The organism is Microcoleus sp. D2_18a_D3 (genome assembly GCF_036702455.1).
Taxonomy (GTDB): Bacteria; Cyanobacteriota; Cyanobacteriia; order Cyanobacteriales; family Microcoleaceae; genus Microcoleus.
Genome location: NZ_JAUBTK010000003.1, coordinates 1 through 12,118, shown reverse-complemented (window position 1 = coordinate 12,118; position 12,118 = coordinate 1). Strand labels below are relative to the sequence as shown.

Below are 12,118 nucleotides of genomic sequence, written 5' to 3'. Positions count from 1 at the left end.
TTCGATCGATTAAAGGCTAGACTGATCTAAGCTTTACCATAAAATTTTATCCCCGTTCATGAACATCGCTTATCTAGTCAACCAATATCCCAAAGTCAGCCACAGCTTTGTCCGCAGAGAAGTCCTAGCAGTCGAAAATTGCGGCATGAAAGTCGCACGTTTTTCGATCCGATCCTGCGAGTCAGAACTCGTTGATGAGGCCGACAAACTAGAGCAAGAATTGACTAAAGTAATCTTAGGAGTTGGTGTACAGGGGTTAGCGTGGGGTTTGCTCCGCGTTGTCGCAACTAGACCCATTCGATTCATCGAAGCTGTGCGGTTAATGTTCAAAGTTGGCTGGCACTCGGAACGGGGGATTTTGCTGCATCTAGCTTATTTAGCAGAAGCTTGCATTCTTTTAAATTGGTTTGCAGAATCCGGTACAGCACACGTTCACGCTCATTTCGGGACAAATTCCACAACAGTCGCAATGCTGTGCCGCGTGCTTGGCGGCCCCACTTACAGTTTCACCGTTCACGGCCCTGAAGAATTTGATAAAGCGACACTTCTTTCCTTAGACGAAAAAATTAAGCGATCGACCTTTGTAGCAGCAGTTAGTTCCTTCGGTAAAAGTCAGCTTTTTCGGTGGTGCGATCGCACTTTTTGGTCAAAAATTCACGTCATACACTGCGGCGTAGATGCCGCATTTTTAGCTGCACCCTACGTCCCCATACCCGCAGCACCCCGCTTAGCTTGCGTTGGGCGGCTCAGCGAACAAAAAGGTCATTTGTTATTGCTAGAAGCTGCTAACTTGCTAGCCGTTCAAGGCTTAGAGTTTAAGTTGGTACTCGTAGGAGACGGGCCGCTGCGATCGGATATTGAAAAGCAGATTCTGCAACTCGGCCTGCAAAACCATATAGAAATTACTGGCTGGGCCAGTGGCGATCGAGTTCAGCAAGAGATTTTAGCTTCACGGGCAATGGTATTGCCGAGTTTTGCTGAAGGTTTGCCCGTCGTAATTATGGAAGCCCTCGCTCTCAATCGGCCCGTAATTAGCACCTATGTTGCTGGCATCCCGGAGCTCGTAGAACCCGGTGTTTGCGGTTGGTTAGTTCCTCCCGGTTCCGCAGAAGCATTAGCCGTAGCGATGCGCGCGGTATTGGAAGCACCTCTAGAAAAACTAGAACAAATGGGGAAAACAGGAGCAGAACGGGTTGCTCAACAACACAATGTTGATTTAGAGGCAAAGAAATTAGTGGCGCTGTTTGAGAGTGCTTGAGAATGGTGCAAAACCTATTGATTAACTGACATCTTGCACCATTATTAATAAGTCTTTCAAGGGCGGGCAGGATGCCCAACCCCTACTCCCCACAGGAAAATTAATTGTTTGTGGAACAGGCAAGATGCCTGTTCCTTTAATTAAGCTGTAATTCTTTGTGGAACAGGCATCTTGCCTGTTCCTTTAATTAAAGCAACCTATTTACAAACTTTTTAAGGAATAGGGACAGACCGCAACAACTTGTCAACAATCGTCTTAGCCCTCCTTCCCCCCGCCGGAATCAACCGGTGAGATAGTACGTGCGGTGCCAAATCCTTCACATCATCCGGGGTAGCAAAATCCCGCCCCGAAATAAACGCCAAAGCCTGGGATGCCCGGTGCAAAGCCACCGCACCCCGGGGACTCACCCCCAGAGTAATCTCCTCATCCTCGCGCGTCGATCGCACCAAATCTACAATATACTGTTTCAAAGAGCCTTCCACCTTCACAGCAGCGCACAAACGGCGCAATTCCTGCACTTCTTCCAAAGAAATACAAGGCTGCAAATCTTCAACAGCCAAACTATCAGAAAGCCGTTCCAACATTTGCAACTCTTCCAACGCAGCGGGATAGCCCAAAGTCAAAGACAAAGTAAACCGATCCATTTGCGCTTCCGGTAGCGGAAAAGTGCCTTGATATTCGATCGGGTTCTGAGTCGCAATCACAAAAAACGGCGCGGGAACATTCCGAGAAACTCCATCTACTGTCACCTGCTTTTCTTCCATCACTTCCAGCAAAGCTGACTGAGTTCGCGGCGTCGCCCGATTGATTTCATCGGCAAGCAAAACATTAGCAAAAACTGGCCCGGGCAAAAACTCAAACTCTCCGCTGCGCGGATTCCAAATATTAGTACCGGTGATATCCGTCGGCAACAAATCGGGAGTGCACTGAATCCGCTGAAACTTCCCATCGATCGATCGCGCCAAAGACTTCGCCAGCAGCGTTTTTCCCACACCCGGCACGTCTTCCAGCAGCGCGTGCCCACCCGAAAGCACGGCTACCAGCACCAAGCGAATAGCATCCGCTTTGCCCACCATAGTTTTGCCTAGATTTTGTTTGAGTCGCTCAATATGTTGTCTCATATCCCTGATTACTAAGTGCTAATTGCTAATTGTGGATCAAACATCAAATGACCAAAATCTTGAGTCTTTGCCTTGCGAACTTCGTATTCGTAAAACTACAATTGATTCTGACTCATCTTCCACCATTTTTTAAACCTATGACGCTGTTCTAGATCACATAATTATTAGACTTTAGCAGTTAAGAGGCTTCTAGCAATATCGCAATCTGCCTGAATTTGAGTTTTGAGAGCATCCAGAGAAGCGAATTTTTGTTCGGGTCGCAAAAACTCTACCAAACTCGCGCTCAAGGTTTGACCGTACAAATCCCCAGACCAATCTAACAGATGAACTTCCACAGTGGGTTGCAGCCCGTCTACCGTCGGGCGACAGCCAACATTCATCACCCCATTGACAAAAGATAAATTTGATGATACTGCGGGGATTAGAGATTTGGCATTTTCCTGCTGATAGGAAGAACTTCCATCTTTCATCTTTTCCCATCCATGCTTTACCGAGACTCGCACCGCGTACACGCCAAAACGTGGCAAAAATTTTTCCGGCGGCAGTTCGATATTAGCAGTAGGAAATCCGATCGTCCTGCCCAGCCGCTGTCCGCCAACCACAGTCCCGACTAAACTGTAAGGTCGGCCCAGCAACTGATTCGCTCTTGTAAGGTCGCCGGATGCCAGACCTTCGCGGATTGCAGAACTGCTGATCCGATCGCCCTCACCGCAATTGTGCAGCGGTGCAAGAGCAACATCAATACCGTAACCGGCGGCGATCGACTGTAAATCTACAGCCGTCCCAGCGCGTCCCCGTCCAAACCGAAAATCAACCCCCACACTAATTCGACTCGCTTTTAGTTGCCGCACCAAAATTTCCTCGACAAACTCACAAGCAGTCAAAGCCGCCAATTCTCGATCGAACGGCAGCAGCACAAGTTGCTCGACGCCCATTGCTGCGAGCAATTCTACCTTTTCTGCCAGAGGTGTTAGCAGTTTTTTCGGTTGACCCGTAAAAAATTCTTGCGGGTGCGGATCAAATGTCAGCACAGTGCTGTAAAGTCGATCGACCCCATCAGAATCGATCCCAGAGAGGCTGTTGCCGTCGGCCTTAAGGCTTATCAAACCATCGAAATTATGACTGCTGCCGGCTCGATCGGGCGGTGCTGCTGAGTCATTTTCGCAGGTCGCCGGATGTTCTGTTTCCCAATTTTGATCTTTGCCAGCGTTGGAGCGCAAGTTTTGCCCCGACGCAATAACCGTCGCAGAATTTTGCCCAGGCGATCGATTTAAAATTGGCTGCACGACTTGTCGATGCCCTAGGTGCAAACCATCAAAGTTTCCCAAGGCAACAGAAGTTGGAGTCAGAGCAGCGGTACAAGAAGAAGTTACCCACACGCTTAAAATTTTGACATACTTAGCCAGATTGCGATCGCCAGTCGATGTTAGATGTTAGATGTTAGATTTTAGATTTTACTCCACAGATAAATCTGGAAGGTTGAACTTTGGTCTAAACTTTTTGGTTTTCCACGACAGGAGTACGTGGCACGGTATCCGTCTTTGACTGAGGTCAATCGATTTTAGATTTTAGATTTTAGATTTTCGATTGAAGCATTGACCCCACGGATAAATTCGGGGGGCAAGTTTCATGGGATACAGGTTTTTTATTTCACCGGTCCTGAGTCTGCTTTCGGAATGAATCCGGGGGCTTGTATCCTGGATGCTTTCGGTCAGCCCTCGCTTAAATGTCAGATTTCACTGATCGAGATTTCAGAACCATCTGACAATCTCAAATCCATCAGACAGACACTTGAGGCGCTTGCACCGACGCTTCAGACAAATCGTTATCAGGAGGCAGCAATTGTAACGACAAACCTTCCCGCGCCATCAAACTATTCGGGAACCTTTGAGCCACTTCTTCTCCCACCCTGTCTAAAAACTCGTCATTGTGCAGCGGGTCGTGGTGAAAAATCACCAACTTTTTGACATTAGCAGCCTTTGCCACCTTCACCGCTTCCTGCCAAGTCGAATGTCCCCAGCCGACCTTGCTGCTCTTCGGGGCATAATACTCCTCATCGGTATAAGTAGCGTCGTAGATCAGCACATCAGCATCCTGAGCTAAATACAGCACATTTTCGTCTAAACGATCGGGAAAATGTTCAGTATCAGTCACGTAAGCAGCCGAATACCCCCGCCAGTTTACGCGGTAGCCTATAGCTTCGCCCGGATGGTTGAGCAAAGCAGTTTCCACCTTAATCTCTCCGATTTCCAGCGGTTTGCCCACTTCTATATCGTTAAATTTCAGGTCTGCCCCCATAATTTGCAGGGGTACCGGAAAATTGGGGTGCAGCATCTGGTCGTGGAGGCGCTGCTGGATAGTAGCCTTATTAGGAGCAATAGCCCCATAGATGTGAAAGCAGTTCCCCGGAATAAAAGCTGGGACAAAAAATGGGAATCCTTGAATGTGATCCCAGTGAGAGTGAGTAAAAAACATATGAGCTTTTACGGGCATCTGGGACAGGAGAGTTTGTCCCAAAACCCGCAATCCAGTACCGCCATCGAAAATTAGGCGACTGTCACCCACTCGCATTTCTACACAGGGCGTGTTGCCCCCGTAACGTACTGTTTCTGCCCCGGGAGACGCTATGCTACCTCTAACGCCCCAGAAGTGAACCGTGAATTGGTTGTGCATACTAGACATGGGTTTTCTTGCAAGATTGTTCCGGCGAGTTATCGATAAGGTGTTTACATATTACTAAGGGCTTGTGCGATCAAACCCAAGCTCTTTGACGGTCGAGTTCCCCACTTGTTGGAAGTGCCAAGAGTCTCGCTCATCGCGAGAATGCAAAACTGTTGGGCTTGACAACTGAGCAATAAATTACAAGGTAGACTAATCAAGTCTCGATCGTAACTATTCTTTTCCTCTCTTCACTAGCCTAACCTCCGCAGACACACTTTGGGGCAGCAGTTCTGTCTGAGTTTGGTCAAAAGCCGCTGTTTGTTCCAGCCTCCGCATTTGCCGAACCTGATCGCGCGGTTGCTTGTTTGCCCTGCTGCTTTACGGGTTGGAACGCGGATGATGGCTTTCCTGCTATCTAGTCCGGTTTAGCGACCATAATATGCAGGTGTCGGGGCTGTTTTGCGCCGATATCTGGCTGATGTTGCCGATCGGGCCTAAAGGCGCCTCTACAAGAATGACGGTTAATTTACCCGACTTGAGATGGTTCCGCCATTTAACCCCTGCCCATGAGCATCAGGGACTCCTTTTTAGCAGAACCCGGTTTAATTAACTCAACTCCCATTAATTCCAAAATCTTAGCAGTTTAGGAATGCTTCTGCTATTAATTATCAAGCAATACTGTCTGGATTGTCTGCCCGCCCAGAGGCGGCGGTTCGTCCAGCTAGCGGTCAAGCTGAACCCAGCCTCATCAGACACCGGGGTAGCAGCGACATCCCCAGCCAGCGGGCAAAAGGCTAAATTTTCGTCGTGCATTTCTTGGCGGACGAATTGAATCACCAAATTATTGGGTCTGAAGCCCCTTCTTCAGTGGCCGGTTTTTTCTTCGCCTTTTTAATATAAAATCTAAATATTTCTTAATAGATTGTCCTGCTTTTTGCTGTACTATAAATTATAGGAGGATTCAGCAATGTTTGGTTGTCAACAAAATCTAATTCGAGCTGATTCAAGCATTCAAGCGATTCTTGAATATCTGTGTTCCGAGTCGGCAAAGCTTACTAATTGCGGTATCTATTATTCTCGCCAAATATACTTTAAAACTGGCAAGATTCCGAACCGGGCTAAGCTACATAAAGTCTTGGGAACTGAAGATAGAAACCTGCACTATCAAGCGTTCTATTCAGATACAGCTCAGCAAATTCTGACAGGGGTAGCAGAGTCTTTTAAGTCTTTTATGGGCTTACTCAGAGGAATCAAAAATGGAACGGTTACGCAACACCCTAAATTGCCGGGATACCGTAAAGGTGGAATGGCACTTGTAACGTTTACAGGAAGATCCGTAAAACTTAAGAATGGGATGCTGCGATTTCCTCTGGGAAGCAAGGTTAAAGCGTGGTTCGGGTTAGATGCGTTTTTCCTACCAATGCCATCTAATCTAGATTTTACAACAATTCGAGAGTATCGCATTCTTCCCCGGAATGGCTGTTTCTACTTGGAATTGATTTACAAAACAGAGGATGTCCAAGCGAATGTAGACCCTGCCAAATGCTTAGCAATTGACCACGGAATAGACAACTGGCTAACCTGCTTGAGCAATATCGGCACAAGTTTTATCGTTGACGGCAAACATCTCAAGTCCCTCAATCAAGGATATAACAAACGGGTTGCTTTTCTCATGAAAGGGAAAGCCAACGGCTACTGGTCTAAAAGATTGGCAGGCTTAACTGAAAAACGTAATCGCCAAATGCGAGATGCCGTCAACAAAGCAGCAAGAAAAGTAATTCAGCACTGCTTAGACAACCAAATCGGTCCAGTTATTTTTGGTTGGAACAAAGGACAAAAAGAGTCTGTCAATATGGGAAGCAAAACTCATCAAAAGTTTGTGCAAATCCCTACGGGCAGACTGAAAGATAGAATAGCTCAACTGTGCGAGCAATACGGTTTAAGGTTTGTTGAAGCTGAAGAATCCTATTCTTCCAAAGCTTCGTTTGTCGATAATGACTTGCTACCTAAATTTGGCGAAAAACCCGAAGGGTGGCTTCCTAGTGGCAAACGAATTAAGCGCGGTTTGTACAGAACGGCTCAAGGTTGGCTAATCAATGCAGATTGTAATGGTTGTGCAAATATTGCTAGAAAAGTAGCGATAATGCTTGGACTAGATCTAAGTGGAATCGGTAGAGGTGCTTTGGCATCGCCTTTAAGACTCAAATTGCTGTCTTAAGAATCCCCGCGCTGGTCTGCCGGGGAGTGTCAATCAAAATTCCCCTATTTTCGGAAATTAAAAAATTTCGAGTTTTTGCCATCATGCCAACTCCGATCGCCATTCTGTCTCAAGAGTGATGCAGAAATATTCCCTGTTAACCTGTGGTGCTTTTCTCAACTATCTTCTATAGCCCTATTTTTGGTAAGGATTTCTCGGAATTTGGCGCAGTTGCGGTACTGGCCACGGGTTTGAATTTCGGGTATCATAGAGTCTTAGACTCTTGTTTACCGAGAATCTAAATCAGTGCTAAAAAAGCCTGGATAACTTTAAGTTATTTTTCAAAGAAGTCAGTATGAATCAAGTTAAAAAAACTACAACCAAGCTGAATAGATCGCCTGTGAAAGTGTCCGATCGCACTTTGGAACTCGGTAATCTCCCCTTGAGCGACCTGTCTATAGAAATGACGGATGGCCAAGCTTTGAGGAAATTTAGTTCGGACGATCCGCCGGGAACCCCAACAGCCACAGGCCGGACTGCCGAAACAATGCGCCGGGGGACAGATGGCAAGAGCGAGTGGGCCCGATCGCCTGTGGTTTCTACTGCGTTTCTCAAGTGGCTGCTAGAGAGTTTGACTCGATCGAAAGGTTGGCTGGCAGTTGTCACCCTGGCAGCAGTTTGGGGGTGGTGGAACAGTCAGTTACTGTTTTCCACAGGCCTGGGGATAGCAGCGATGATGCTGGTTTACCGAGGGCAGTCGTGGGACTGGCAATTGCTGCGAGCAAAAGGCGAGCAATTTTGGGAGGGCCCGAACCGGCGGTTCGTTTTAGCCGTCGGCACCGGCGGCATTGCTACCTTGGGCGCTTACATGAGTTTGGCGATTTGGGCTGACTCAAGCAGCCACTGGATGGCTTTGAGCCTAATTTTGCAGAATTTGGGCACGATCGCGATTCCCTGGCTGTTGCTGCGGCAAGGGTTGAGTCTGGGGGCCGCAAAAGATGAAGTGGTGCTCGATCGCATCTTGGCGGATTTGACTGATGCTGACCCCGTGAAGCGTTTGATTGCAGTGCGGCAAATGACCGATTTGGTGAATCAGGGTGGGTTTGGCCCTCTGAGCTCTGTCAAAAGTTCGTTAGCGAAGCCCTCGCAGAGGATCGCCCGTTCCCGCGCTGCCGAGTGCTTTCGCCTGATGCTGAGTCGGGAACCAGAAGCTTTAGTCCGCAATGCCCTTCTCGAAGGTTTGCAGACTTGGGACGCTACTTATGGCTTTGTTGCTTCGGACAAATTATCTAAACTTATCTAAAGCTATCTTTAGATAATCCGAGTTTACTTCCTACGCTATTGGGCCCAACGTAGTGGAGGGAGTCGGCTATCCCCCTGGCTGCCGAGGGTTAAGAGTTCAAAATATTAACGCTTGCATTCCAACAATTGCGATCGATATATCTACCACAACCAGGACAATAATAAGTCCGAACGCCCAGTGGCATATCTTTTTTATTCCCACAATTTGAGCTTGTTTTAGAACATCGAGTAAACGCATCTTTCAAGTCAATCAAAGCATTTTGGTAGACTCGGCTAGACAACCGATTTATCTAAGCGAATTCAGATTGCTTCTTGAGGTAGTTGGTGAGAACTTTTTTGACTTCCTTGATCGCCTTCGAGTCCGAAAGCTTGCCCTCACTATAAATCAGGGTTCGCAAGAACCCGAAATTAAACACAACCTGCCTCCATGCTTCGTGTTTTGCCCTCAAAGTCGCTTCGTTGTTATTCAATTTTAGCGATCGTTTGACGGCAAACATAGTTAAACTTACTTTGACTTTTTTACTTGGTGAGGTATATGGGACTCTGAACAAGGATCTATATCCTCTACAATATTCTTAACTTTTGCTTGATATTTCCGTAATCCGTAGAGGCGGGAAGAAAAGCCGTCGATGATCGACAGTAAATCTTGAGTCAATTCTTCCTGCGGTGAAAGGGTTTCGGCGTTGGCGACGATAATCGTTCCGCCATTCCACTGTAGAATTTGCTCGACCAATTCAAATCCAAATCGGCACAGTCGATCTTTGTGAGCCACGTATAGCATCTTGACTTCGCCCTGTATCGCCCATTGTATGATTTGCAGGAATTTGGGACGATTGAAGTTCAGTCCTCCCCCAATCTCTTGAATCGAGTCAGTGATGGAGACACCTTGCGCCAAGCAAAATTGTTCCATAGCCTGTGTCTGGCGAAGTAACTCTGGTTTTTGTCCAGCGCATGAGACGCGGCAGTAGACGATAACTCGGTTTGGTGTTTTACCTGTTTTCAGATTTCGGGCGATACTAAGGTGACTATCTGTATAAAGACGTTGGTTGCCTAGTGTCCTATTGGGGACTAACTTGCCTTCACTTTCCCAACGCCGTAAGGTAGAAGACGAAACTCCAACTAATTTTCCAAATTCTGCCACTTTCCACATAGAAATTCCTCTTAAGGATTAACTATGGATAAGTTTAGCGAACTATGGGGTGATTTAGTTCAAGTCTAAAATCCAAAAATCAAGTCATCGACTACTAGCTGACCGTCAAAAGCGTAAAAAGTAATTCGATGAATATTCGGAGCTTTTACGCGCAGGGGAGCCCTAGGGGCGATCGGAGAATTAGACCCGATCAGATTGGGCGCCGGCATTTCATCCTGAACAATTGGGTTGCCGTCAATATCACAAGCAGATAAAACAGTTCGTCGCGAACTGGTGACAAGTCCTGACACCCAGCGAACTGGATACTTAAAAATTACTTCTATCAGTCCGCTTTTGGGGGCTCCCATTAACACTGTTGCCCCTGAACCCGTGAAAAATGCTGGGTTTGAAGGTTGGATGGCGACGGCATTACTAAAAGTCACCCCCCAATGTGCAAACTGGTGTTCTACTACTTCAAAGCATTTCAAGTCTTCTAAAGCTACGCGGACGATCGCAGGTACCGTGGCGCGCGATCGCACATCTGAGCCTGCGCCCGATCGTTCTGGAGTAGCGACAAAAGACTTTTTGCCGTTTAAATCCATGCTTCGACAGGCTGTGTCAAATTCTGCCAACCCGTCCGATTGAAGACTTTTCGCATCAACCATAAAACCCTCGCGATCCCTTTTTCTGAGCAGTTGCATTTTAGTAGACCTCCCTGAGATTAGTTGTTTCTTGTGTTTTGGAATTGATAACGGCGAGGCCAGTGATTGCCAAACCTGCAATTAGGAATCGAAACCCCATCGCCCGCCCTCCAACAAAGACTTTCGACCTCAAAAGCCACTGCTCCGCAAAATATCGTGATTAATAATTCGTGATTGGCGAGCCTCAGCCAACCTGCCGCCTGCCTGAAAGCGAGTTCTAATACTCCTGCTTTCCGAGCGCCTGCTTTCGGGGCTGGCGAACAGACTCTATTTTGTTGAGGGGTCTTACCCATCATTTTGCTATTATCTCCGATCGGCGCTAGTTTGCAAGGGTAAGGATAACTACACAGCCGAATTGCCCAAATCGCAAAAGTTACTTGCTGTCTGTAGTTTCACGCTTCACCTGTACTAAAATAGATTTAAATCATTACTCAATCTTTACAAAAACGCCACCAGCTTTGCAAGTTTTTTAAACAGAGACGGGGCGACGGAAAAGAATCTAAAATATAACAGCGATTGAGGTTAGTTTATGCTTGTACCCCTCGGCTTCGGTCAGCGATCAATAGTTACTTCTCTCGGCAGAATGGTCTACTACACTGCTGAAAAAATGCCTTGGATGGGGTTGCCGACCTCAACTTCGGAAAATAAGCCAAACTTAGTATTTTTTCACGGTTTTGGTGGCGGGTCGAGTGCCTACGAATGGTCGAAAGTTTATCCGGCTTTTGCGACCGAATATCGAATTTTAGCACCTGATTTAATCGGTTGGGGGCGATCGGAACATCCGGCAAGAAATTATCAGGTTGAAGATTATATCACAACTTTGATCGAATTTCTAGAAAAAACTTGCGGCAGTCCGACAGATGTGATTGCTTCTTCACTAACGGGGGCGATCGCGATTCGAGCTGCGATCGCACGGCCGGATCTCTTCAAATCCCTAATTTTGACCATACCCAGCGGTTTGTCGGACTTCGGACAAGATTACGGCAGCAGTTTCTTCGCTAAGCTAGTCAACACGCCGATTTTAGACAAATTGCTATACAGTACCGGAATCGCCACAGACGGCGGCATCCGTAGCTTCCTAGAACAACGCCAATTTGCCGATTCGCGTCGCGTTTACCAAGAAATTGTTGATGCTTACCTCGAATCTGCTTTGGAACCAAATGCAGAATATGCAGCCCTGTCTTTTGTGCGGGGAGATTTGTGCTTTGATTTGTCGCTGTACATCACTCAGCTAACAACGCCGACAGCGATTATTTGGGGAGAAAAATCGCAGTTTACCGGGCCCGATATCGGCCAGCGGTTGGCAAATCTCAACCCCGACGCAATCAAAGTTTTTCAACCTCTGGAAAACGTAGGTTTGACTCCGCAGTTAGAAATTCCCGCTGTCACGATTGGCTTAATTCGGCAATACTTAAAATTGCTTTCCCAAGGGTGAAGAAGGAAGAAGGAAGAAGGAAGTTCGGCAACGGATTCTGTAACGGATGTAACGGATGTAACGGATGTAAAGGATAGAAGGAAGAAGGAAGAAGGAATATGAATTCCCTCTTCCTCATTAGCAATGACTAATGACTACTGACTACTGACTAATGACTACTGACTACTGACTAAGGAAGAAGGAAGAAGGAAGAAGGAAGAAGGAAGAAGGAATATGAATTCCCTCTTCCTCATTAGCAATGACTACTGACTACTGACTAATGACTACTGACTACTGACTAAGGAAGAAGGAAGAAGGAAGAAGGAAGAAGGAAG

12 protein-coding genes are annotated in these 12,118 nt (G+C 47.0%); 4 read left to right on the top strand and 8 right to left on the bottom strand.

The window, feature by feature from the left end:
• Positions 1–58: 58 nt before the first annotated feature.
• Positions 59–1,258 carry a glycosyltransferase gene (locus QUB06_RS02400; protein WP_333433947.1) on the top strand — a complete coding sequence of 400 codons (1,200 nt, stop codon included), beginning with the start codon at positions 59–61 and terminating at the stop codon, positions 1,256–1,258.
• Between the two features lie 212 nt (positions 1,259–1,470).
• Here the strand turns inward: QUB06_RS02400 and QUB06_RS02395 are convergent, their stop codons facing one another.
• The 4 genes from QUB06_RS02395 to QUB06_RS02380 form a co-directional block, all read right to left on the bottom strand.
• Positions 1,471–2,379, bottom strand: coding sequence for a MoxR family ATPase (locus tag QUB06_RS02395; RefSeq protein ID WP_333433946.1), 909 nt, complete (start codon positions 2,377–2,379; stop codon positions 1,471–1,473).
• 164 nt (positions 2,380–2,543) lie between these two features.
• Positions 2,544–3,758: a bifunctional riboflavin kinase/FAD synthetase gene (locus tag QUB06_RS02390; protein WP_333433945.1), complete on the bottom strand. Its 1,215-nt coding sequence runs from the start codon at positions 3,756–3,758 to the stop codon at positions 2,544–2,546.
• Between the two features lie 400 nt (positions 3,759–4,158).
• Positions 4,159–5,061: an MBL fold metallo-hydrolase gene (locus QUB06_RS02385; protein ID WP_333433944.1), complete on the bottom strand. Its 903-nt coding sequence runs from the start codon at positions 5,059–5,061 to the stop codon at positions 4,159–4,161.
• A 600-nt stretch (positions 5,062–5,661) separates the two neighbouring features.
• The gene (locus QUB06_RS02380; RefSeq protein WP_333290273.1) at positions 5,662–5,877 is read right to left on the bottom strand and encodes a hypothetical protein; all 216 of its coding nucleotides are present in this window, start codon (positions 5,875–5,877) and stop codon (positions 5,662–5,664) included.
• A 130-nt stretch (positions 5,878–6,007) separates the two neighbouring features.
• On the opposite strand from QUB06_RS02380, the gene QUB06_RS02375 reads away from it, so the two are divergent.
• On the top strand, positions 6,008–7,258 hold the full coding sequence (locus QUB06_RS02375; RefSeq protein ID WP_333433943.1) for a transposase: 1,251 nt from the start codon (positions 6,008–6,010) through the stop codon (positions 7,256–7,258).
• Between the two features lie 334 nt (positions 7,259–7,592).
• The gene (locus QUB06_RS02370; RefSeq protein WP_333433942.1) at positions 7,593–8,540 is read left to right on the top strand and encodes a hypothetical protein; all 948 of its coding nucleotides are present in this window, start codon (positions 7,593–7,595) and stop codon (positions 8,538–8,540) included.
• Between the two features lie 88 nt (positions 8,541–8,628).
• On the opposite strand, the gene QUB06_RS34645 is transcribed toward QUB06_RS02370, so the two are convergent.
• The 4 genes from QUB06_RS34645 to QUB06_RS02355 all read right to left on the bottom strand — a co-directional run bounded on the left by QUB06_RS34645 (position 8,629) and on the right by QUB06_RS02355 (position 10,369).
• Entirely contained in the window at positions 8,629–8,784 is a 156-nt protein-coding gene (locus QUB06_RS34645; RefSeq protein WP_333313422.1) for a zinc ribbon domain-containing protein, read from the bottom strand.
• Between the two features lie 45 nt (positions 8,785–8,829).
• Positions 8,830–9,036 carry a hypothetical protein gene (locus QUB06_RS02365; RefSeq protein WP_333433941.1) on the bottom strand — a complete coding sequence of 69 codons (207 nt, stop codon included), beginning with the start codon at positions 9,034–9,036 and terminating at the stop codon, positions 8,830–8,832.
• A gap of 8 nt (positions 9,037–9,044) precedes the next feature.
• Positions 9,045–9,689 (bottom strand): IS607 family transposase, encoded by a 645-nt coding sequence (locus QUB06_RS02360; protein ID WP_333290285.1) that lies wholly within the window; start codon positions 9,687–9,689, stop codon positions 9,045–9,047.
• A 65-nt stretch (positions 9,690–9,754) separates the two neighbouring features.
• The gene (locus QUB06_RS02355; RefSeq protein WP_333433940.1) at positions 9,755–10,369 is read right to left on the bottom strand and encodes a hypothetical protein; all 615 of its coding nucleotides are present in this window, start codon (positions 10,367–10,369) and stop codon (positions 9,755–9,757) included.
• A gap of 529 nt (positions 10,370–10,898) precedes the next feature.
• Between QUB06_RS02355 and QUB06_RS02350 the strand changes: the two genes are divergently transcribed.
• Positions 10,899–11,804 carry an alpha/beta hydrolase gene (locus QUB06_RS02350; RefSeq protein WP_333433939.1) on the top strand — a complete coding sequence of 302 codons (906 nt, stop codon included), beginning with the start codon at positions 10,899–10,901 and terminating at the stop codon, positions 11,802–11,804.
• Positions 11,805–12,118 lie beyond the last annotated feature (314 nt).

What these genes read in the sequence shown, in the direction of transcription:
- QUB06_RS02395 (WP_333433946.1), bottom strand. Translation starts at nt 2,379, where the DNA reads ATGAGACAACATATTGAGCGACTCAAACAAAATCTAGGCAAAACTATG.
- QUB06_RS02385 (WP_333433944.1), bottom strand. Translation starts at nt 5,061, where the DNA reads ATGTCTAGTATGCACAACCAATTCACGGTTCACTTCTGGGGCGTTAGA.
- QUB06_RS02375 (WP_333433943.1), top strand. Translation starts at nt 6,008, where the DNA reads ATGTTTGGTTGTCAACAAAATCTAATTCGAGCTGATTCAAGCATTCAA.
- QUB06_RS02365 (WP_333433941.1), bottom strand. Translation starts at nt 9,036, where the DNA reads ATGTTTGCCGTCAAACGATCGCTAAAATTGAATAACAACGAAGCGACT.
- QUB06_RS02355 (WP_333433940.1), bottom strand. Translation starts at nt 10,369, where the DNA reads ATGCAACTGCTCAGAAAAAGGGATCGCGAGGGTTTTATGGTTGATGCG.
- QUB06_RS02400 (WP_333433947.1), top strand. Translation starts at nt 59, where the DNA reads ATGAACATCGCTTATCTAGTCAACCAATATCCCAAAGTCAGCCACAGC.
- QUB06_RS02370 (WP_333433942.1), top strand. Translation starts at nt 7,593, where the DNA reads ATGAATCAAGTTAAAAAAACTACAACCAAGCTGAATAGATCGCCTGTG.
- QUB06_RS02350 (WP_333433939.1), top strand. Translation starts at nt 10,899, where the DNA reads ATGCTTGTACCCCTCGGCTTCGGTCAGCGATCAATAGTTACTTCTCTC.
- QUB06_RS02360 (WP_333290285.1), bottom strand. Translation starts at nt 9,689, where the DNA reads ATGTGGAAAGTGGCAGAATTTGGAAAATTAGTTGGAGTTTCGTCTTCT.